Source organism: Promicromonospora umidemergens (genome assembly GCF_024171995.1).
In the GTDB taxonomy this organism is placed as follows: domain Bacteria; phylum Actinomycetota; class Actinomycetes; order Actinomycetales; family Cellulomonadaceae; genus Promicromonospora; species Promicromonospora umidemergens.
In genome coordinates this window covers 1-21,331 of record NZ_JAMTCT010000012.1, presented here as the reverse complement: position 1 = coordinate 21,331, position 21,331 = coordinate 1, and the positions used below count along the sequence as shown (strand labels likewise).

16 protein-coding genes are annotated in these 21,331 nt (G+C 70.0%); 7 read left to right on the top strand and 9 right to left on the bottom strand.

Going from position 1 to position 21,331, the window contains the following annotated elements:
• Positions 1–81 precede the first annotated feature (81 nt).
• The 4 genes from APR04_RS17925 to APR04_RS17910 form a co-directional block, all read right to left on the bottom strand.
• Positions 82–2,163: an acyltransferase family protein gene (locus APR04_RS17925; RefSeq protein WP_253872562.1), complete on the bottom strand. Its 2,082-nt coding sequence runs from the start codon at positions 2,161–2,163 to the stop codon at positions 82–84.
• A gap of 303 nt (positions 2,164–2,466) precedes the next feature.
• Entirely contained in the window at positions 2,467–3,789 is a 1,323-nt protein-coding gene (cysN, locus tag APR04_RS17920) for a sulfate adenylyltransferase subunit CysN (RefSeq protein ID WP_253872559.1), read from the bottom strand.
• On the bottom strand, positions 3,789–4,691 hold the full coding sequence (cysD, locus tag APR04_RS17915; RefSeq protein WP_253872556.1) for a sulfate adenylyltransferase subunit CysD: 903 nt from the start codon (positions 4,689–4,691) through the stop codon (positions 3,789–3,791). Before cysD ends, cysN begins: the two co-directional genes overlap by 1 nt.
• Positions 4,688–5,569, bottom strand: coding sequence for a 3'(2'),5'-bisphosphate nucleotidase CysQ (locus tag APR04_RS17910; RefSeq protein ID WP_253872553.1), 882 nt, complete (start codon positions 5,567–5,569; stop codon positions 4,688–4,690). Before APR04_RS17910 ends, cysD begins: the two co-directional genes overlap by 4 nt.
• Positions 5,570–5,822: 253 nt before the next feature.
• Between APR04_RS17910 and APR04_RS17905 the strand changes: the two genes are divergently transcribed.
• From APR04_RS17905 to APR04_RS17895, 3 genes are all read left to right on the top strand, one after another.
• Positions 5,823–6,833: a sulfite exporter TauE/SafE family protein gene (locus APR04_RS17905; RefSeq protein WP_253872551.1), complete on the top strand. Its 1,011-nt coding sequence runs from the start codon at positions 5,823–5,825 to the stop codon at positions 6,831–6,833.
• Positions 6,830–8,092, top strand: a complete 1,263-nt coding sequence (gene cysC, locus APR04_RS17900; protein WP_253872548.1) for an adenylyl-sulfate kinase — start codon at positions 6,830–6,832, stop codon at positions 8,090–8,092. The genes APR04_RS17905 and cysC overlap by 4 nt, the downstream gene beginning before the upstream one ends.
• 70 nt (positions 8,093–8,162) lie before the next feature.
• Positions 8,163–9,530: a hypothetical protein gene (locus tag APR04_RS17895; RefSeq protein WP_253872546.1), complete on the top strand. Its 1,368-nt coding sequence runs from the start codon at positions 8,163–8,165 to the stop codon at positions 9,528–9,530.
• A gap of 85 nt (positions 9,531–9,615) precedes the next feature.
• Here APR04_RS17895 and APR04_RS17890 read toward each other — a convergent pair whose 3' ends face one another.
• Positions 9,616–10,596 carry an ABC transporter ATP-binding protein gene (locus APR04_RS17890; RefSeq protein WP_253872544.1) on the bottom strand — a complete coding sequence of 327 codons (981 nt, stop codon included), beginning with the start codon at positions 10,594–10,596 and terminating at the stop codon, positions 9,616–9,618.
• Positions 10,589–11,584, bottom strand: coding sequence for an ABC transporter permease (locus APR04_RS17885; RefSeq protein WP_253872542.1), 996 nt, complete (start codon positions 11,582–11,584; stop codon positions 10,589–10,591). Before APR04_RS17885 ends, APR04_RS17890 begins: the two co-directional genes overlap by 8 nt.
• Before the next feature lie 155 nt (positions 11,585–11,739).
• Between APR04_RS17885 and APR04_RS17880 the strand changes: the two genes are divergently transcribed.
• The 3 genes from APR04_RS17880 (at position 11,740) to APR04_RS17870 (ending at position 15,207) form a co-directional block, all read left to right on the top strand.
• Positions 11,740–12,795 carry a hypothetical protein gene (locus tag APR04_RS17880; RefSeq protein ID WP_253872541.1) on the top strand — a complete coding sequence of 352 codons (1,056 nt, stop codon included), beginning with the start codon at positions 11,740–11,742 and terminating at the stop codon, positions 12,793–12,795.
• Complete coding sequence (locus tag APR04_RS17875) at positions 12,792–14,024, top strand: DUF6716 putative glycosyltransferase (RefSeq protein ID WP_253872539.1); 1,233 nt, start codon at positions 12,792–12,794, stop codon at positions 14,022–14,024. The genes APR04_RS17880 and APR04_RS17875 overlap by 4 nt, the downstream gene beginning before the upstream one ends.
• Positions 14,025–14,166: 142 nt before the next feature.
• On the top strand, positions 14,167–15,207 hold the full coding sequence (locus APR04_RS17870; protein ID WP_253872537.1) for an LAVTG motif-containing sortase-dependent surface protein: 1,041 nt from the start codon (positions 14,167–14,169) through the stop codon (positions 15,205–15,207).
• 52 nt (positions 15,208–15,259) lie between these two features.
• Here APR04_RS17870 and APR04_RS17865 read toward each other — a convergent pair whose 3' ends face one another.
• The 3 genes from APR04_RS17865 to APR04_RS17855 form a co-directional block, all read right to left on the bottom strand.
• Entirely contained in the window at positions 15,260–16,276 is a 1,017-nt protein-coding gene (locus tag APR04_RS17865) for a glycosyltransferase family 2 protein (RefSeq protein WP_253872536.1), read from the bottom strand.
• A 334-nt stretch (positions 16,277–16,610) separates the two neighbouring features.
• Positions 16,611–17,504 carry an N-acetylneuraminate synthase family protein gene (locus tag APR04_RS17860; RefSeq protein WP_253872534.1) on the bottom strand — a complete coding sequence of 298 codons (894 nt, stop codon included), beginning with the start codon at positions 17,502–17,504 and terminating at the stop codon, positions 16,611–16,613.
• A gap of 57 nt (positions 17,505–17,561) precedes the next feature.
• Complete coding sequence (locus tag APR04_RS17855; protein ID WP_253872531.1) at positions 17,562–18,806, bottom strand: acylneuraminate cytidylyltransferase; 1,245 nt, start codon at positions 18,804–18,806, stop codon at positions 17,562–17,564.
• A 281-nt stretch (positions 18,807–19,087) separates the two neighbouring features.
• On the opposite strand from APR04_RS17855, the gene APR04_RS17850 reads away from it, so the two are divergent.
• Positions 19,088–21,142: an acyltransferase family protein gene (locus APR04_RS17850; RefSeq protein ID WP_253872529.1), complete on the top strand. Its 2,055-nt coding sequence runs from the start codon at positions 19,088–19,090 to the stop codon at positions 21,140–21,142.
• The last annotated feature ends 189 nt before the right edge of the window (positions 21,143–21,331 follow it).

The window sequence follows — 21,331 nt, the reverse complement described above, 5'->3', positions numbered from 1 at the left end:
ACGCGGTAAGCGGTCGGGCTCGCCGGGGCCTGGTGGTCTCGGCGAGCCCGACCGACGGGGGCAGGATCAGCCGCCGGAAGCTCAGAAGCGCATGCGTACCGGTGGGCTGCGCATCGGGTCCGCGAAGAGCCACTCGGCCTCTGCTCGTAGCTGGTTGTGCAGCGGCCGCTCGAGAGTCGTCACATAGGTGGCCGTCAGATGGTCGTCGTCGCGATAGATCAGGACGTTGCCCACCACGCCGGCACACAGCTGCGCGTCGCAGATGAACGGGGTCAGATCGAGGTGCGCCGCCGAGGGCGGCACCCCCTGTGCCTTCTCGACCGGGTTGACCGGCGAGAAGATGTCCGCTCGTGGCCGCGTGCAGGCCACGCCGTAGGACTCCTCCACGCACGCCGGGACGTCGAACTCGAACCGTGGGTTGTCCCGCACGGTGACCACCCGGACACCCACCTCGGCCAGCTGCCGCCACGCGCGTGCCTCGTCCGGGTTCACCTCGTCGCCGGACGCCTCCGGCGACGTCCGGCTCCCGATGACCATCACCGCGTCCGGCCGCATCTGCTCGAGCAGCTTCAGCGCGTTGGCTCGCCAGTCCCAGCAGTTGCTGCCCTTGGTGAGCGGCTCAGCGGGGGCAGCGAGCCGGCAGCCGCGCCGCGCCAGCAACAGCACCTGCCACTGCTCGTCCCGGCCGATCTCGGTCATCGCAGGCGCCCATTGGATGCTGTGCGAGTCGCCCACGAGGACCACTACCCGCTTCGGGTCCGGCACATCGGTCAGGGTGCAGGTCATGGGAACACCCGAGGGGGACGTCGCGGCACTCCCCTCGATGCAGCCGTCGCCGTCGACGGAGGGCCGGTCCTGCGACGCGACCGCAGGTGCGGGCTGGATCTCCACGTCCTCCGGCACCGGGTCGCGGTACAACGGGCTCAGTGCGCGCGCACCGGGGTACTCGGCCGCCCCGTCCTCGTCTACCGCGCCCGCCGCCGCCTGCGCGGCGGCAAGCTGTGCCAGGTCCCGCCGTTCGAGCGCGGTCAGCCCCACGACGGCGCTGCCGACGACGAGAGAGACGCAGGCAGCGGCGGCCACCAGCGCGCGAACCCCGCCGAACGCCTCCCGGAACCGCTGCGCCGGGTCGGCCACCAGCTTGTTCGTGAGCCAGGACAGGACCACCGACGTCGCCATGATCGCCCCGGCGCCGAACCAGTCCAGCCGCTCCGCGCCCGTGTAGTGCAGGTAGGCGATGAGCAAGGGCCAGTGCCACAGGTACAGCGCATAGGAGATGTCGGCGACGAAGCGCAGCGGCGCCACCTGCAGCAGACGACGTGGTCCCCAGACGGCGGTACCGCCGGAGCCCAGCAGCACGAGGAGAGCACCCGCCACCGGCCACAGCGCCCACTGCCCTGGGAACAGAGCACCCCCGTCGAGCACGAACCCGCTGGAGACGACCAACCCGAGGCCTGCCCACCCGAGGACCGGGCGCAAGAACCCAGGCAGCCGCAGCCACGGCAGTGCCAGGGCGAGGAATCCGCCCAGGCCCAGCTCCCAGAACCGAGCCCAGGAGTGGAAGTACGCGACCGGCTGGTCCGCGGCGTGCAGGTCCTGCGCGAAGACGAACGACGCAGCGGTCGCTGCCCCGACCACCACGAGCAGCAGGGCACGGGGACGGATTCGTACCGCGCGAGCGAGCCCGACCACGATCAGCACCACCACGGGCCAGGCCAGGAAGAACTGCGCCTGGACCGACATCGACCAGAAGTGCTGCAGCGGGCTGGTCTCAGGCCCCGCCGCGCCGTAGACGAGCTGGCTCGAGATCATCTCCCAGTTCACGTAGTACAGCGCCGAGGCCACGATCTCCCGGCCGGTCTGCGCCCAGGTGCCCTCTGGCATGATCCACCAGGCCAGGCCCGCCGTAGCGGCGAGCACCAGGAGGGCCGGGGGCACGAGCCGGGAGAACGTCCGTCCGTAGTGCTCGCCGAGGCGCAGCTCGCGGCGCGCGGCACGGCGCAGCAGGGACCCGGTCGCCAGGAACCCGGACAGGACCAGGAAGACGTCGACGCCACCCGACACCCGGCCGTTGCCGAACAGATGGAACGCGACGACGAGGGCGAGCGCCACGCCGCGCAGTCCGTGCAGCTCGGGGATGTGCGTGGCGGAGGTCCGCCCCACGGGATCAGCGTCCGACAGGCGGACTCCGCCGCTCGGCACGGACCGTGCCGTGGTGCCCCGAGTGGTACCCGGATCCGCCGGCCCGGACGAGGGCTCCAGCGAGCTCGAGACGACCGTCACCTGGGGTACCTCCGGTCAGCGTGCGGCCCTGGCCCGCACGGCTCCGATGTTGTCGCGATGTGGTGTCCGGACCAGGCAGCATCTCCGCAGCATGGGAGGGTCGCCGACGCATAGTCGGCGACCCTCCGGCGTAGCGGAGCGTATCAGGGGCCCGTGGCCACCGGTCACGTTCCGTCCTGTGCCTCAGTACTGGTGAGCAGGTCCGCCGATCATGCCGGCGGCGACCGTCTTGTTGGTCGCCTCGTCGACGAGGATGAAGGCGCCTGTCTGGCGGTTCGCCTGGTAGGAGTCGACGAAGAGCGGCTTGGTCACGCGCATCTTGATGCGCGCGATCTCGTTCAGCTTGATCTCCGTGGCTTCCTCGTCCCGGTGCAGCGTGTTCACGTCGACGCGGTAGCTGATGGTCTTCACCATCGCGCGCGCCCACCGGGTGGTGTGCTTGATCGCGTACTTCTTGCCCTGCACCAGTGACGCCGACTCGTCCATCCAGCAGATCTGGGCGTCGACGTCCTGCGTGACCGTCGGGGCGTTGTTCGGGCGGCAGATCATGTCGCCACGCGAGATGTCGATCTCGTCCGCCAGCCGCACCGTCACCGACATGGGCGGGTACGCCTCGGCGACCGGACCGTCGGCCGTGTCGATCGACTCGATGGTCGTCTCCAGGCCGGCGGGGAGGGCCAGCACCCGGTCGCCGGGCTTCATGACGCCGGACGCGACGGTGCCCGCGTAGCCGCGGTAGTCGCGCGCGTCGGTCTGCTGCGGCCGGATCACGTACTGCACCGGGAACCGTACGTCGACGAGGTTGCGGTCCGAGGCGACGTGCAGCCGCTCGAGGTGGCTGAGCAGCGGCGAGCCGTCGAACCAGGGCATCTTCTCCGACCGGGTCACGACGTTGTCGCCCACCAGGGCCGACACCGGGATGAAGGTCAGGTCCGGCACCCGCAGGCGCGACGCGAACTCGGTGAACTCGGCACGGATCTGTTCGAACACCTGCTCGTCGTAGTCGACCAGGTCCATCTTGTTCACGCAGACCACCACGTGCGGCACGCCCAGCAGGGTGGCGAGGAACGTGTGTCGACGCGACTGCTCGACGACACCCTTTCGCGCATCCACGAGGATCAGCGCCACGTCCGCCGTCGAGGCGCCCGTGACCATGTTCCGCGTGTACTGGGTGTGGCCCGGCGTGTCCGCGATGATGAACTTGCGCTTGGGCGTCGCGAAGTAGCGGTACGCCACGTCGATGGTGATGCCCTGCTCGCGCTCGGCGCGCAGGCCGTCCGTCAGGAGCGACAGGTCGGCGTAGTCGTTGCCGCGGTCCTTGCTGACCTGCTCCACCGACTCGAGCTGGTCGGCGAAGATGGACTTGCTGTCGAACAGCAGGCGGCCGATCAGCGTCGACTTGCCGTCGTCGACCGAACCGGCGGTGGCGAACCGTAGGAGGTCGCCGCTGACGACCTCGTTGAGGGTCTCGGAGGTGCCCGTGTCCTCGGGCAAGGTCGTCGTCATCAGAAGTAGCCTTCCTTCTTGCGGTCCTCCATGGCGGCCTCGCTCACCTTGTCGTCGCCGCGCGTGGCGCCGCGCTCGGTGAGACGGACCGCCGCGACCTCCTCGACGACGCCGTGGAGCGTGGTTGCCGCGGACTCGACACATGCGGTGAGGTTCGCGTCGCCCACCGTGCGGTAACGCGTGGACCGGACCTCGGCGGTCTCGCCCTCCTTGAGGGGGGTGAAGCCGTTGACCTCGAAGAGCATGCCGCCGCGCTCCACGACCTCGCGCTCCTTGGCGAGGTAGAGGTCCGGCAGGTCGATCTCCTCGGCCTCGAGGTAGGCCCAGATGTCCAGCTCGGTCCAGTTGGACAGCGGGAACACGCGGATGGACTCGCCCTGGTGGACGCGGCCGTTGTACAGGCTCCAGATCTCCGGGCGCTGGTTCTTCGGGTCCCACTGGCCGAAGTCGTCGCGGAAGGAGAACACGCGCTCCTTGGCGCGGGCCTTCTCCTCGTCGCGGCGTCCCCCGCCGAACAGGGCGTCGAAGCCGTGCTTCTCCACGGCCTCCAGCAGCACCGGCGTCTGGATCCGGTTGCGTGAGCCGTTGGGCTCCTCCTGGACCAGACCGCGGTCGATCCCCTCCTGTACGGAGGCGACGACCAGCTGCACTCCTGTGCGCTCCACCCACCGGTCACGGCAGTCGAGCACGGTCTGGAAGTTCAGCCCTGTGTCGACGTGCATGATCGGGAACGGGACTCGCGCCGGCGCGAACGCCTTGACCGCGAGATGCAGCATGACGATGGAGTCCTTGCCACCGGAGAACAGCAGGCACGGCCGTTCCATCTCGGCGACCACCTCGCGCATGATGTGGATGCTCTCGGCTTCCAGGCTGCGCAGCTGGCTCAGAACGTGACTCTTCACGGCTGGGCACCTTCCTTGCTATCTGCCCCGACCACGGACACGACACCAACGGTGTCGAGCAGCTCGCGCAAGCGCTGAGCCAGAGCCGGGGGGCATACGAACAGGTCAGGGAGCCAGGGGCTCTCCCGGTTGTACTCGAGCTCGGATCCGTCGAGACGCGTGCAGACGATTCCCCTGGACCGGGCAACGGCTACTGGTGCGGCAGAGTCCCACTCGTACTGCCCACCGCCGTGGACGTAAGCGTCAACTGTACCGTCGGCGACAGCCATCATCTTGACGCCCGCCGAGCCCATCGGCACGAGCTCGACGTCGCCCCGTTCGGCCAGGGCCGCGACGAACTCGGGCGGACGGCTGCGGCTCGCCGCGATCCGCAGCGGACGGCTGCCGGACAGCACGTCGGCGCTGCCGGCTCCAGCAGGCACCGCACCGTCTGCCGTGGTCAGCACCTGCCCGCGGGCCGGCAGTGCTACGGCGCCGACCGTCAGCCCGGGACCGCGCTCCCAGAGCGCGATGTGCACGGCGAAGTCGTCGCGCCACTGCCCGGCCAGGGCCCCCTCGGCGTGCCGTTCCGCGAACTCGCGGGTGCCGTCGAGCGGGTCGATGATCCACACCCGGTCTGCACCGGTGCGAGCCAGGTCGTCCTTGGCCTCCTCCGAGAGGACGGCGTCGGTGGGCCGAGCACCGGCCAGCGCGGCCGCGAGCCAGGCCTGGGCCGCGGCGTCGCCGGCGTCCTTGAGCTCCTTGGCGACGAAGGAGGCGCCGGCGGCCACCTCGGCGCGTAGCGCGAGGAGCACCTCCGCGGCTCCCGAGGCCAGTGCGTGCGCGAGGGCGCCGTCATCGAGCGACGCCGAGGGAAGCATGGGTGACGGCGCGTTCATCGATCTCCTGGTCTGCGGAATCTTGGTGTGGTTCACGGGGGAGAGATCCCTGCCCGAAATGAGGCTTCCGAGCGGTATCCGAGTGAACTCCGGCGAACGCGCCGAGGCTACCATTCGTGCATGCGATGCATTGTCAGAGGGCCAGTTCCATGCTGATCGAGAACCCGGGAACACGCATGTCCTCTAAACCGACCGAGTTCATCGGAATTGGCGGGGGCGTGGCCCCTCGCGACGAGCGTGAGGGGTCCCACCCGTGAGCATCGACCCAGCACTGATCGTCGGTGGGCTCCTCGTCGGGTTCATCGTGGGGCTCACCGGGATGGGCGGCGGCGCCCTGATGACCCCGATGCTCATCTTCGTCTTCCGGGTGGATCCGCTCGTGGCGGTCTCCAGCGACGTGGTCGCCAGCCTGTTCATGAAGCCGGCCGGCGCGATCGTGCACCTCCGCCGCAAGACGGTGAACCTCAAGCTCGTCCTGTGGCTGTGTGTCGGCTCGGTCCCCGCCGCCTTCTCCGGCGCCCTGCTGATCAAGGTGCTGCCGTTCGGGGAATCGCTCGACGCCGCACTCCTCCGGATCCTCGGCGTCGCGCTGCTCATCGCGTCCGGTGGCCTCGTGGTCCGCGCGGTTCTGCAGATGGTCCGCAGCCGGTCGGCGTTCGGCGAGGGCCCCGCCCGGCCGTCCGCCCCGCAGGAGCTCGTGGTGCGCCCCGTCCCCACTGCGCTTCTCGGCGCCGTGGCCGGCCTCCTGGTCGGCATGACGTCGGTCGGCGCTGGATCGATCGTCATCGTCGTCCTCCTTCTGCTCTACCCGGCGCTGAAGGCGTCGCAGCTGGTCGGGACGGACCTGGTCCAGGCGGTGCCGCTCGTCGCGGCGGCGTCGCTGGGGCACGTCCTGTACGGCGACTTCTCGCTCGGTCTGACGACCTCCCTGCTCATCGGAGCCATCCCTGGCGCGTGGTTCGGTGCGCACGTGTCCTCGCGCGCACCGGGCGGGATCATCCGCCGCGCCCTCGCGATCCTCCTGCTGGCCTCGGCGCTCAAGCTGCTGGGCGCGAGCATCCCCGTCGTCCTCGGTGCCGCCGTGGCCGCGCTGGTCGGCGGTAACCTGATCTGGTTCTGGGTCAGGCGCCGCTTCGGAGTGCCACCCGTGGCGCGCTCAGCTCCGGCAGTGCACGCTGAGGGCCACGACCCAGCGGACGGTCCAGCACAGAGCCGGGCCGCCGGCCCAGCTGACGACCCAGCAGAAACGAGCCGCCGCGAATGACCGACTTCCCCGCCCGCGTCCTGTCCGACGACCAGCTCGACCTGCTCGAGCTGGCCCTCGGCGGAGCCGTCGCGCCGTCGGTACTCGCGACCGTCTGGCCGGACGCTCCCGCGGGCGCCGTCCTGACAGACGCGGAGAACAGCCCGTTGGCCCGCCTCACCCTGCCGGCGGACGGCGGGCGGGCCACGCTCGAACCGCTCAAACCGCTCGCTCCGGCGATCGGCCCGCAGTGGGACGACGCCGTACGACGCCCCGCCCGGGAGGTCCGTGCGGAGCTGGCGGCCGGGGACGACGCCGGCGCTCCGGATCCGCTCGGCCTGCTCGTCACCGAGGTGCCCACACGGCAGGACACCGACGCCGTCGTCGCCCTGGCCGAGCACGCCCGCACCGTGCTGCTCCTCGTCCCGGTCGCGCGCCGCACCCCGGCGCCCGGTCCGGTCGGGGCCCCCGGTCTCGTACGGGCGGCCGCAGGGCTCGCGGTCGCCCTGACCGAGCGCACACGAGCGCGGGTGAGCACGGTGGTCCTACCGTGGTCCGGGCTCGGCGGGGTGACTCTCGAGGAGGTCGCGGCCGCGTACGGCGCTGCGGACGCCAGGCCGCTCCTCGCGCAGCGCACCGCTGCTACCGCCACTGCCGTCTCCGGCCTCCCCCATGTGCTGGACGACGCCGTAGCCGCTCTCTACCCGCCGGCCTCTGCCGCCGAGGTGGTGCGCGCAGCGGCGGCCGACCGCCGCAGGGGCACCGTCGTCTTCTTCACCGGCCTGTCCGGCTCGGGCAAGTCGACGGTGGCCCGCGCCCTGGCGGCCGAGCTCGAGGACGACGGCCTGCGGACGACCCTGCTCGACGGCGACGCCGTACGCCACCACCTGTCAAAGGGCCTCGGGTTCGACCGCGAGTCCCGCGAGACCAACGTGGAGCGCATCGGCTACGTCGCTGCGCTCGTGGCCAAGCACGGCGGCATCGCCGTGGCTGCTCCGATCGCACCGTTCGCGTCAGGCCGGGCCACGGTGCGGGCCCTGGCGGAGGAGACGGGTGCGCGGTTCGTCCTGGTACACATCAGCACGCCGCTGGAGGTGTGCGAGGCGCGCGACCGCAAGGGCCTCTACGCCCGGGCACGCGCCGGCGAGATCCCCGACTTCACGGGTATCTCCTCGCCCTACGAGACCCCCGATGACGCCGACCTCGTCATCGACACCTCCGTGCTGTCCATGGAGGAGGCCGTGAGCACCGTTCGTACCCACCTTGGAACCGCCGGGTGAGAGGCGCTCCGCTCGAGCCTCCGCAACGGCCCGGCACTGGAAGAGACCCGACCAACCTGGAGACCACTGCATGACTACGACGAGAACACTGGACTGGCGACAAGGGTTCGCGCGGGGCAAGGTGACCGGCGCGAAGTTCCGGAGCGCTTTCGGCCCCGAGGTGACCAGTCGTAACCGCCGGGACGATGTGCTCCAAGAATTCTCGGACCTGATGGTCCGGCATGCCCGCGGCGAGGAGATCCCGTCCAGCGCGGTGAAGTCCCTGCACCGCCGGGCGCTGTCCAAGCGGTTCAGCGACTGGGACGGTCTGATCATCGCCGTCATCTCGACGCTGGCCACCACGTTCCGCAACAAGCCGGCCCGGGCCTGGCTGCCCGCGCTGCTGGCCGCCGCCGGCAGGTTCGACGAGGTGGTCGACATCGAGCCGGAGTTCGTCACCAACGGCCCGCAGCGCAAGGACTGGCTGGTCGTCGTCACTGCGCTCGCGGGGTCCGGCCGCGAAGACCTGGCCCGCTCCCTCGTCGAGCGCCTCGACGAGCACTTCCCGGAGGACGGATCGAACCTGACGGTCTGGGGCGACGACGCCCTCTCCAAGGAGTTCGCGCGGCTGCGGGAGCAGGCGCCCAGCGGCACGGTGCTGCCCGTGTTCTTCCATCTGCCGTTCTGCGGCGGCACCAGCATGATCGTGTCGCTCAAGAGCATCATCCCGTGGGGCCGCATGGTGCAGATCAACCGGCGCTACGGCCTGCTGCAGATGGAGCACGCCCTGCAGCTGTCGACGGAGGACACCGCACGGCTGATGCTCGTCCACCAGCACCACCCGTTCGCGTTTCAGCTGCCCGGCCGAGAGCTCAGCCACTTCACGGTCCTCCGCGACCCGGTGTCGCAGATCAGGTCCGGGTACTTCAAGCGCCTCTCGACCCCCGGCATCCTGCCGACGCGCGACGAGTCCCCGACATTCGACCAGCACATCGACTACACGATCAAGCAGCGCATGACGAACATGCTCGCCCGCCAGATCGTCACGACGCACCCCGACCTGTCCAGCACCTATCGCAAGCGCTTCTCGGGCTCCGGCACGTTCGAGTCCGTCCGTGCCGAGGAGGACATGTTCTGGCTCGAGGCGACCGCCGCTCTGAGCGAGAACGACCTGCTGCGCATGTGTCGTGAGACGCTCGACGAGCGGTTCCACCTGGTCGGAACCATGCGGCACCTCGAGGCCAGCCACATCGCCGCGACTGCCTCGACCGGCTCGTACACCGCCGACCGCGTGGGCCACCGGGGCAGATCGGGTCAGCCTGAGCGGACCGACGACGAGTCCGACGCCGTACGCAGGCTCCGCGACGCGAACGGCGTCGACCAGATCCTGTACGACGAGTACACCGCACGGTTCGAGCGGGACCACGCGTCCCTCATCGACCTGGTCGCATCGCACTGACCACCCGCCCGGTCCCGGGCCTGCTCGGTCAGGCCGGGTGAGTGCACGGAGGGCCGCGGCTCCACAGCCGCGGCCCTCCGTACGTTCAGCTGCCGGTCGCTCCTCCGACGCCCACCTTCCGGGCGCCCTTCCCGTTCCGGCCGCCCGCCCTGCCGCCGCCCTTGCCGCCCTTGCCGCCCTTGCGACCCACCGGCCGCAAGCTCCGGACGTAGTCCTTGTACCGCTCGGCCACCTCGTGCGTCGGGCCGTCCATCACGAGCTTTCCCTGATGGACCCACAGGACCCGGGTGCACATGGCCTCGACCGTCGAGATCGAGTGACTGACGAGGAACACCGTCCCGGCGTTCTGGCGCACGTCCTCGATCCGCGCCTTCGACCGCGCCTTGAACGCGGCGTCACCGGTGGCGAGCGCCTCGTCGATCATCAGGATGTCCGGGGAAGCCGACGACGAGATGGCGAAGCGCAGCCGGGCGGCCATGCCCGAGGAGTACGTCCGCATCGGGAGATACACGAAGTCACCGATCCCCGCGAACTCCACGACCTCGTCGAAGCGCTCCTCGACCTGCTTGGGTGTGAGACCGAGAGCCAGGCCGCCGATCATGATGTTCCGTTCGCCGGTCAGCTGCGGCATGAGCGCCGCGTTGACGCCGAGCAGCGACGGCTCACCCGACACGTGCACGCTCCCCGACGACGGCGGCATCAGGCCGGCGATCGCGCGCAGCAGCGTGCTCTTTCCCGAGCCGTTGATACCGACGATGCCGACGGACTCACCGTGCCGCACGGTGAACGAGATGCCGCGGACCGCATGCACCTCGCTCACCCCGCCGGTGTGCTGGCGGCTGGCGGTGACGAGTCGCTTCACGAAGGAGGGCTTGGTCTGCGCCTCACGGACCTCCGCGCCCTTCTCCGCCTCTTTTCTGGCACGGCTGCCGACCACGCGGTAGACGACGTGCAGGTCGTCCACCACCAGGCAGGGGTCACCGATCGGAGCCTCGGGAGCTTCCTCGTCCAGGTCGTCGGGCTCCAGCTCGAGGTCGAAGTCCATGTGTGCGTCGGCCTCAGTCACGTCCGTACCTCTCCTCGCCCCGCCAGAACACGACGAAGCCGATCACGAAGAACAACACTGCCCACACGGCCCCGAGCGCCCACATCAGGCCGCTCTGCGGGATGCTCTCCTCCTGCGTCAGGCAGGACCGCACGAGATAGAGGTACACAGCCACCGGCTGGTGCTCGAGCACCGCACCAAGGATCCCCTTGACGGTGTCCGACACCCCCATCCTCTCGATGTACCCGGCGAGCGGAAAGATCACGCCCGACCCGTACATCACCACCCGCATCACGAAACCGATGATGTTGTCCAGGTCCGGTGTCGTGGCCACGGCACGGGCCATCATGAACGCGAGACCGGTGTTGAAGATCCACAGGAGCACGACGGCCGCGGGCAGGAGCAGCCACCACCAGGTCACCTTCATCGTCTGATAGCCCGGGATGTATCCGCTCAGCAGCACCATGACGCACATGACCGCGAGCGCGGGTATGAGGGTCGCGAGCAGCGACAGCACGGTGGAGATGGGCATGACGGCCCGCGGGAAGTGCAGGGACCGCAGGAGCTGCGTCTTGCCGCTGATCGACTTGGCGCCACCGGTCACCGACGACTCGATGAAACGGTAGGTGAAGACGCCGACCACGATGAACGCGATCGAGTTGCCCATGTCGCGGGTGACGCCCAGCAGGATGCCGAAGATCAGCACGTAGACGGCAGCGTTGAGGATCGGGTTCAGCACCGCCCAGAGCTGACCGAGATAGTTGGTCTGGTTCCTGGCGTATGCGGTCGACGTGGCCAGGACCCGGATGAAGGACCAGCGACCCATCAGGTCGCGGATGTACTCCCCGAGTGGTGGGCGGACGTTCAGGGGACGCAGGCCGTACTGCTCTGCCATGGCCAGCCGCTCGGCCGAGGTCGTGTCGGGGGCCAGCGGCGGCGGCGGTTCTGGCGTACCGCCTCGAGCAGGGCGGACACCGGCTGCGGTCGCATCGGTGGTAGGTGTGGTCACGGTGGGTGGAATACCTGTCTGTGGAGGGCGGGCCGGCGTGGAACCGGCCGTCAAAATCCTAGCGGGTCGGCCCGGAAACCTACCAGGTTGGTAGGGAACCTCGGACCATCGCCTGGCGAGGCCTGGTGGTCCCCGACCGTGAGAGACTGCCCGACGTGCCGACCGCCCACCACAACCCGCCACATCCGATGCGGACCGCTAGTGCACTGGTCGAGTCGCCGCTCCAGCTTCTCTGCACCATTGAAGCCCATGCCGCGGGCCTTGGCGGAAACCCGACGCGGGTCCACGTGCGCGACGACGTCCCCTCGCTGGGCAACGCCCTCGACGCGGTGCGCGGCTTCGGGCTCCCCGGCGGCCTCTCGGCCGAGCTGACCGGACGGCGCGCCGCCCTCACCGCCAACGAACCGGTCTGGTTGGTGGGCGACGCCTTCTCCGGGCTGTTCCAGGCGACAGCGCCCCTGCGCAGGGGCCTGACCCAGGTGGTCCTCGTCGACGACGGGCTCGCCACGCTCGACCTGGCCCGCCGTATCGCGGAACGCGAACCCCTGATCCGTCCCCGGGCCACGGCCGGCGCGGCGCGGCGCAGCCTGGGGACCGTCGCCGCCCGCAGGCTGCGCAGCCTGGCCGCCGACGGACGAGCCACCCTGTTCACAGCTCTTCCGCTCGACGTCGCGGTCAGCGACCGCCTGCTGGCGATGGGCTTCGAGCTGGTACGCAATACGTTCTCCTGGCTCGCCCAGGTCCCGGCTGCCGATGCCCCGTCCGAGCCGACCGTCGTGATCGGCTCCGCGCTCGCCGGCGACGGGCTGATCGACGCCGACCGCTACGTCGACTGGGTCCGGTCGCTCGCGGCAGACGGACCGCTGCGCTATCTGCCCCATCGCCGGGAGCCCGAGGCGGTGCTGAACAGGCTCTCGAGCGTCGACGGGCTCGTGCTCGACGCGGCGGGTGCCCCGGTCGAGCTACGCTTGCGCGGCATGACGGCATCGCAGCGCGTCGTCAGTCTTCCATCCACGGCAGCCGTGCTCCTGACCACCATCCTCGCCCCCGCTGGCGTGGCGGTCAGCCCCCAGGCCGTGCCGGACAGCTGGTGGACCGATCGCGCGACGCCGAGCCTGCGCGCCCACCTCTCGAGCGTGCTCCGGCTCGCGGCGGAGACGCACGCCGCCAGGACCGGACCCGACTCGACCAACCCGGAGGACCACGGATGACCATCCGCGTGCTCGCCGTCGCGGACAGCGACTCCTACCTCAAGTGGGCGTGCTCCACGCTCGACAGCCTCGGTGACCCCGAAGCGCCACTTGACCGTTCTGCGGTGCTCATCAGCACCCCGATCGTGCCGACGACGAGCCAGATCGCGGCCGCCGTCGCCGGATCCTCGATCGTGCGGCCGCGCGTGCTCGGCCTGCGCGCGTTGCAGGCCCACGTCAGGGACGTCAGGCCTGACGTCGTGCTGGTCGCCGCTACCGGACCGATCGCGGAGATGATCGCACGCGCCGTGGTCCGGGCGGACCCGAGGCGTCGGCCGGCGCTCGTCACCGGGCTGCCGGGGATGGCCCTGCCGGCTACCCCGCGCGGGACGGCGTGGCGGCGCTGGTGCGACGCGTTCGTGGTGCACAGCCGCAGGGAGCGGCTGGCCTACCAGGACGCGTTCGCCGCGCACGGCGTCGAGCCCCAGGTGGTCCTGGCCCACCTGCCGTTCCTGGAGCGGCACGCGGCGATGACTCCCCGGCCCATCGACCGCGTCGTCTTCGCCGCGCAGGCCAAGGTGCCTGCCGGGCGCGCCGAACGCCTGCGGCTGCTCGACGGCCTGGCGAACATCGCCGCCGAGGGCTTCGACGTGATCGTCAAGCTTCGCGCCCGCAAGGGCGAACGACAGACGCACAACGAGGAGCACCCCTACGACGACCTGTGGGAGGCAGAGCACGCACGGCTCGGCCACGCCGTCGGAACCCTGCGCTTCGTCGACGGACCCATGGCCGAGTGGCTGCAGCCCGGCACGGCTCTCGTGACGGTGAGCTCGACGGCCGCGCTCGAGTCCCTGGCGCTGAAGCTGCCGACCGCGCTCGTCGACGACTTCGGCGTCGCCGAGGAGCTGCTCAACGAGCCCTTCACCGGCAGCGGCTGCCTGGTCTCGCTGGCCGACGCCGGAAAGCTCTTCCGCGAGGAGGGGCCCGTGACCGACGCCGCGTGGCTCGACGAGAACTACCTGCACAGCACGGATTCGGAGCTGCCAGGGACCGTCTCGCGCCTCGCCGCGCAGCGCGCGGCCGGCGAGCTGCGTCCTCTGCCGGACGTGCGGCCGTGGCTGTGGCCGCGGCACCTGCGGGTGGTGCTGCAGTCCGTGCTGCCCGCACCGGCCTACCGGGCCATCCTGGTCGTCGGGCGGCCGGTCAAGCGGATGCTCGGCCGGGTAGCACCGTCGCTCGCGAACCAGTGACTCGCCCCACCCGGTGAGCCGAGCCTGAAACCAGGGTGAATTGTTTCGGTCGGGCGACATCTTCGTTGCCCGGCCGACGCGCTGGGCATAACGTCGGTCGGGAGCCTTGACCAGGCTCCGTGCCCTACGTCAGGAAGATCCCATGAAGCGTGTCCTCATCGGCACCACGGCTCTTGCCTTCTCGCTCCTGATCGCCGGGACCAGCACGGCGGCTGCTCTCGACGAGTCGCCGTCGCCGTCACCGTCCGTATCTCCCGCACCGAGCATCTCCCCCGTGCCGGACGTCTCCGCGTCGCCGTCGGCCTCGCCCAGCGCTGAGCCATCAGCGACGACACCGGCCGAGCGGCCTTCCGTGGCCGGCCTGGAGGTGCCCACCTTCACGTGTGACACCGATCCGAGCGACGACCTCGTGCTCCCGGAGAACACGGAAGGCGTCACCTACACCCTCGAGGACGGCGTGTTCGTCGCCACGCTCGCCGAGGGGTACGAGTGGGCCGACTGGTTCTTCAGCGATCCCTGGGTCGACCCGGGCTACGACGACTTCCCTCCCGGTTTCCGCGTCCCGGAGTACGGCCCGACCGACCAGATCAGGGTCCCGGTCGCCGACATGGCCTTCCCGAACTGCAACCATGACGACGAGACGCAGGTCACGCTCGCGACCGAGTGCGCGGACGGTACCGGCTATCTCGTGTACGACATCGACGCGTGGTGGGCCACCGAGGACACGACCGTCTCCGTCTTCCCGTACACCAAGGACGAGGCCCTTCGGGGGCACGACGTCTACCAGGGGAACGAGCTGTCCGGTCGCCTCGCCTGGGACGGCAGCACGCCGGGGATGACGAGCCCGATCGGCCCGATCGGTTCGGGAGCCGATCTGCCCGACGTCCACGACCCGATCTTCTCGATCAGCACCGGCTCGGGCCAGGACGCACACGAGGCGCTGGTCAAGCTTCCCTTCCAGGCCGACGACCCGTGCCTCGAGGACGACGGCGGCAACGGTGACGACGGCAACAGTGACGACGGCAGCAGTGACGGCGGCATCGGTGTGGCGGAAGGCGGCGGCTCCGACGACGAGCTCGCCGCGACCGGCCCCGAGGCAGCGCTGCTGACGGCCGGCGTCGCCGCGCTGCTCGTTGCCGCCGGCGCGGCACTCGTCATCGCACGACGCCGCCTGCACAGCTGAACGGTGCCGTTGCTGGGGCGCTCACTCCGCGTGAGCGCCCCAGCAGCCGCGGTCAGACGCCGTCGTCGGTCCGTACCCGTTCGGTAAGGCCGCGCAGGAAACCCGCGCCCCACGCCATGTGCATGGTGACCAGCGTGACGGGCAGCGTCAGGGCCGAGCTCAGGTCGAGCCGCGGGCGACGGGTCGCGGCGTGCGCCGAGGCCGCGAGCACCCCGAGCAGATACGTGGCGGGCGCGACCAGGCCGATCAGCGTCATGGGAAGCCAGCCGACCACGGCACCGACGACGGCCAGCAGGATCGAGACGCTGAGCACGAGCACGGCGGTCGGCGGGGCCAGGTAGCGCAGGTTCGCGGTACCCGGGTTCCGGCGGACGACCTCACGGCGCCACATGCCGGTGCGCCAGAACTGCGTGGCGACGGCGCCCAGCGTGCGGCGTGGCTTGTACTCGACCACCAGCGACGGATCGAACCACAGGAGGCTGCCGCTGTTCCGCAGACGCAGGCACAGCTCCCAGTCCTGGGCGCGGACGTAGACGGGAGAGTATCCACCCACACGCTCCAGCGCGTCACGGCGGAAGGTACCGAGGTAGACCGTCTCGGCCGGTCCGGCGCTGCCGCCCGTGTGGAACGATGCCGCACCGAGGCCGGCCGGGTGGGTCATCGCGCGTGCGACGGCCTTCTGGACGGGCGTGTCACCGACGGGAAGCATCTGCCCGCCGACGCCGTCGGCTCCGGCGGTCTGGAGCGCCTCCACCGCGCGGCGCACGTACGTGGGCTCTGCCACGGTGTGGCCGTCGACCCGGACGAAGATCGAGTGCCCCTCCGGCATCCGCTCGAGACCCGCGTTCAGGCCGAGCGGCTTCGAACCGGTCGGGTTGTCCACCACGGTGACGCGGCCGGTCTCGACAGAGAGCTTCTCGGCGATCTCGCGGGTCCGGTCCTTCGAGGGGCCCACCGCGAGCACCATGTGCAGAGGGTGCGGATAGTCCTGGCCCAGGATCGAACGCACCATCGCGTCGAGGTACGGCTCCTCATCACGTACGACGGCGACTACCGTCACCAACGGCATGCTTGCCGCCTCAACCCGCTCGGGCACGTGGCTCCCTCTCACGATGACCGGGCCGGTTCGGCCCGGGTTCCGGTCCTGCCGGATCCGGGAACATCGGAGGCGGGCACCGCGCGTGCGGCGCCCGCCTCCGACGATGAACTAGTTCCTGCGGGTTCGGCTCAGGCAGTGCTCGAACGCCTGAGCCTACGGTTCCGCTCCGGGCGAGTGCCTCGTACCTCGGCCCTCACCCTTCGCTTCACCTTCGTCTCAGACCCGGATGACACGCCCGAGCCTGCGGTTCCGCTCCGGGCGAGTGCCTCGTACCTCGGCCCTCACCCTTCGCTCCACCTTCGTCTCAGGCGTCGACGCGGCGCAGCCGCGACATCGGCGAGAACTCGCCGGGCATGACGCGCTTCTGGCCGTCGCCGAGAGCCTTCTCGAGGATGCGGATGTCCCGCACGAGGTTCTCGAGGCCCTTGGGCTCGAGCGAGGAGGCGTGGTCCGAGCCCCACATGGAACGGTCGAGCGTGATGTGCCGCTCCACGGCGACGGCGCCCAGCGCCACTGCCGCGATCGAGATCTGCAGACCGGTCTCGTGGCCCGAGTAGCCGACGGGCACGCCGTAGCGCTCCTGCAGCGTCGTGATGGTGCGCAGGTTCGCCTCCTCGGGAGGAAGCGGGTAGGTCGACGTGGAGTGCAGGATCACGAGCTTGCTCGTGTCCAGGATCTCCACGGCGGCGTCGATCTGCTCGAGCGTCGACATACCGGTCGAGAGGATGATCGGCTTGCCGGTCGCGGCGAGTGCGCGAAGCATCTCGTGGTCCGTGACCGAGGCGGAGGCGACCTTGTGGGTCGGCACGCCCATCTTCTCCAGGAAGTCCACCGACGGCGCGTCCCACGGAGACGCGAACCACTGCACGCCCTTCTCCTTGGCGTACGCGTCGATCTCCGTGTACTCCGGCTCCTCGAACTCAACCTTGTACTTGTACTCGAGGTACGTCATCTCGCCCCAGGGCGTCTGACGAATCTTGTCGCGCTGGTCCTTCGGAGTACTGATCTCCGGAGTGCGCTTCTGGAACTTCACGGCCTGGCATCCGGCCTCGACCGCGACGTCGATCAGCTTCTTGGCGATCTCGACGTCACCGTTGTGGTTGATGCCGATCTCACCGATCACGTACACGGGCTGGTCGGCGCCCACCTGCAGGTCGCCGATGGTGACCGGCGCGGGCTGCGCGTTCGTCGCGCTCATAAGAAGGTCCTTCCGAAAGGGTCGAGCACAGGGTAGTGCTGTTACGTGTCGTCGGGACTAACCGGTGACGACGGGGGTCTGGGCAGCTGCCGTGCTGAGGAAGGTCGCTGCACCCGGACGCGCAGCGAGTATACGGTCACAGATCTCACGAACCGCACCGTTCCCGCCCTCGCGGGACAGTACTAGCCTCGCCTGAGCCTTGACCTCAGGGCGCGCGTCCGCAACCGCGACCGGCCAGCCGACGATCGCCATGGCGGCGAGGTCGTTGACGTCGTTGCCGACGTACGCGACGCGCGCCGGGTCGAGGTCCTGCTCGGCGATCCAGGCCCGCAGAGCAGCGGCCTTGTTCTCGACACCGTGCATGACCTGCACCTTCAGCTTGTCAGCGCGCGAGGCGACCACCTTGTTGGTCTCCGTCGACAGGATGAGGATCGGCAGGCCCGTGCGGCGCAGGAGGGCGACGCCCATGCCGTCGCCGCGGCTCACTCGAACCTGCTCGGTGCCGTCCTGGTCGACGAACGCGTGGTCGTCGGTGTGCACGCCGTCGAAGTCTGTGACGAGGGCGTCGACGTCGAGCGGCTGCCGGGCCGCGTCGACGTCCTGGTCGACGAGCTGCCGCGCGAGCCAGAGGTCGCGGGGCTCGTCGATCTCGATGGCCCACTCGGAGGCGACCGGCTGGATGCCGACGTCGCCGAAGAACCGCGTGCTGCCTGCGCGGAACCCTTCCGTACTCATCACATAGAAGGCACCGGTCTCCCGGAAGTGCGGCGCCCGCTCCTGGCGACGCGGCCGGTACTCGGTGGTGTGTCCTACGGGGCTGGCGACACCGTCGTCGATCCGCCACTGGAAGTCGTGGGTCTCGGACACCGCCACCACCACGTCCTTCTCGCCCGCGGTGACCCGGCGGATCGCGGTGTCGAGGTCTTCCGGGTCGATGAACGGTGAGGTGCACTGCACCAGCACCGTCACGGGCGGGATCTCCTGGGCGGGCAGGCCGCCGTCGCCGGCCTCGACCCGGTCGAGGACGTGCAGCAGGGCCGACTCCGACGACGCGGTGCCACCCGCGATCTCCGCGGGGCGGGCCACGACGCGCGCTCCGTGCTGCCGAGCCTCGGCTGCGATCTCGTCATGGTCCGTCGAGACGATGACCTCGGCCACCGATGAAGCGGCGAGCGAGGCCTGGACCGCCCGCCCGACGAGCGTGATGCCGTCCACCCGTGCGAGGTTCTTCAGGGGGACACCCTGGGAACCGCCGCGTGCTGGGATGATGACGATCGCTGATGGGGATGCCTGGTCGGGCATGACCTAACCTCTGGTGGTAGGGGCGGAAGCTGGAGCGACCCTATCGAATGAGGTGCCTTGCCGGTTCCGGGAGCGGCCCCACGTCCTGGATAGCACCCGACTACTGTAGCGTCTTTGCACGCCCGGCCCACTGCACGCCCGGCCCACTGCGCGGACGCCGACCGAACGACCCCGTTGGTATGCTCGCAGCCGCCGAGACCCGCACAGCGGGCTCTCCGGCAGCCAAAAGTCGAAGGCCCGCGCACACCGCGTGTGCCGAAAGGTATGAAGTGACGAGTCGTATGAAAGCCGCCCGTGGCGTGCGAGGGGACATCCAGGCGCTCCGCGCCTTCGCGGTGATGGCGGTGGTGCTCTACCACCTCTGGCCGATGCATGTGCCGGGCGGCTATATCGGGGTCGACGCCTTCTTCGTGATCTCCGGCTTCCTGATCACCTCCCACCTCCTGCGGGAGGTGGACCGGACTGCGAAGATCGACCTGGCGCAGTTCTGGGCGCGACGTGTCCGGCGGCTCCTGCCTGCCTCGCTGGTGGTCGTGGTCGTCTCCGCCGTCGCCGTCATCGCGGTCGTGCCGCGCGAGCTGTGGCAGACGTTCCTGCAGGACACCATCGCGGCGACCGTCTACGTACTGAACTGGGCCCTCGCCGCACAGGCCGTCGACTACCTGGCCGCTGAGAACGCCGCCTCACCGGTCCAGCACTACTGGTCGCTCAGCGTCGAGGAGCAGTTCTACCTGGTCTGGCCGCTCCTGATCGTCGGCGCGATGTGGCTCGCCGCCCGGGCCGGGAAGTCCCGCCGGTCGATGATCTTCGCCGTCCTCGCCGTGACGACCGTCGCCTCCCTGATCTACGGGATCGTGCTGACTGCCACGGATCCGGCCGCCGCGTACTTCGTGACCCCGACCCGCGCCTGGCAGTTCGGCGCCGGCGCGCTCCTGGCCTTCGTCAGCACGACCCTCGCGAACCGGGGCGGGCTCTCCGCCATCGTGTCGTGGACGGGCGTGGCGGCCCTCGTCGTGTCCACCTTCGCCTACGGCAGCGGGACACCGTTCCCGGGTGTCGCGGCCCTCCTGCCGGTGGCCGGCGTGCTCCTGGTCGTCGCGGCGGGCGAGTCGAACCACCGCCTCGCACCGACCCGGCTCTACAACCTGGCACCCGTCCGGTGGCTGGGCGACAACTCGTACTCGATCTACCTGTGGCACTGGCCGCCGATCGTGATCCTTCCGTTCGTGCTCGGCGGCGAGCTCGACTACCGCCACAAGCTGGTGATCCTCGTCGCCACCCTGGTGCTCGCCTGGCTGACCAAGCTGTACGTCGAGGACCCGGTGCGCCGCACGCCCGTCCTGGCCGCCAGGCGCCCGCGCGTGACGTACGCCGTGCTGGCCGGCACGACAGCCCTCGCCCTGGCTGCGCCGGTCATCGGTGTGTCGGTCATCAACGCGCAGGAGCGGGAGAGCGAGCAGCTGGCTGAACAGGCGATCGGCACGGAGTGCTTCGGCGCCGCCGCGATCCAGCCGGACGGGTCCATCTGCTCCCCCGATTCCGTCACCGAGATCGTGCCGGAGCCGGCCGTCGCCAAGGAGGACCTGCCGCCCGTCTACACGGACGAGTGCAGGGTCCAGCCCGAGGGCGAAGGCGTGCTCGAGTGCGTGCTCGGCGACCCTGACGGTGAGCACTCCATCGCCATGGTGGGCGACTCCCACCTCGCCCAGTGGGCCACGCCCGTGTCCGAGATAGCCAAGGCCAACGGCTGGCGCATCACCCTCTACTTCAAGGGCGCCTGCCCGTTCACGGCGGCCGTGGAAGACCTGGAGTCGAACTTCGAGGAGGCCACCTGCATCACCTGGAACGACGAGGTTCTCGACCGGATCCTGACCGGGGGCTTCGACGGGGTGCTGACGTCCTCCCGGGCCGGCTACCTGTTCGTCGACGAAGGTGGCGATCCGGACCGCGGCGTCGCAGTGGGCGGCTTCCGCGACCGGTGGGCAGAGCTGACTGCCGCAGGCCTTCCCGTAGCAGTCCTCGCGGACACCCCGAGGATGCCCAACGACGCTCGCGAGTGCGTCACGACGTCGTCGGACACCGCGTCGTGCGGTGTCGACCGCGCCGAGGCCTTCTCCCTGCCGGACTACTTCCATGAGGCCGCACGTGGTGCGGACGACGTGACGCTGGCAGACCTCGGTGACCGCTTCTGCACTGACGACCGCTGCCCCGCCGTCGTGGGCTCCGTGTTCGTCTACCGGGACGGGAGCAGCCACGTGACCGACACGTTCGCCAAGACGCTCCAGCCGGCGCTGGAAAGGCAGCTTCGCCCGTTCACCGCCGCGGTCGGCGGCTGACCTGTACAGGCGGGAAGGCGCCCCGTTCTGAACCGGAGCACCGCACGCGCCGAGCCTCCGCAGAGGCGAGCGCGCCGCAGAGATCGAGAGGATTCGTCGTGAAGATTGCTGTTGTCGGTACGGGTTACGTGGGTCTGTCCAACGCGGTGCTGCTCGCGCAGAACCATGAGGTCTGGACCCTGGACCTTG

Excerpts from the sequence above, each read along its gene's own strand:
- cysN (WP_253872559.1), bottom strand. The coding sequence starts at position 3,789 with ATGACGACGACCTTGCCCGAGGACACGGGCACCTCCGAGACCCTCAAC.
- APR04_RS17910 (WP_253872553.1), bottom strand. The coding sequence starts at position 5,569 with ATGAACGCGCCGTCACCCATGCTTCCCTCGGCGTCGCTCGATGACGGC.
- cysC (WP_253872548.1), top strand. The coding sequence starts at position 6,830 with ATGACCGACTTCCCCGCCCGCGTCCTGTCCGACGACCAGCTCGACCTG.
- APR04_RS17895 (WP_253872546.1), top strand. The coding sequence starts at position 8,163 with ATGACTACGACGAGAACACTGGACTGGCGACAAGGGTTCGCGCGGGGC.
- APR04_RS17875 (WP_253872539.1), top strand. The coding sequence starts at position 12,792 with ATGACCATCCGCGTGCTCGCCGTCGCGGACAGCGACTCCTACCTCAAG.
- APR04_RS17870 (WP_253872537.1), top strand. The coding sequence starts at position 14,167 with ATGAAGCGTGTCCTCATCGGCACCACGGCTCTTGCCTTCTCGCTCCTG.
- APR04_RS17865 (WP_253872536.1), bottom strand. The coding sequence starts at position 16,276 with ATGCCGTTGGTGACGGTAGTCGCCGTCGTACGTGATGAGGAGCCGTAC.
- APR04_RS17860 (WP_253872534.1), bottom strand. The coding sequence starts at position 17,504 with ATGAGCGCGACGAACGCGCAGCCCGCGCCGGTCACCATCGGCGACCTG.
- APR04_RS17855 (WP_253872531.1), bottom strand. The coding sequence starts at position 18,806 with ATGCCCGACCAGGCATCCCCATCAGCGATCGTCATCATCCCAGCACGC.
- APR04_RS17850 (WP_253872529.1), top strand. The coding sequence starts at position 19,088 with ATGAAAGCCGCCCGTGGCGTGCGAGGGGACATCCAGGCGCTCCGCGCC.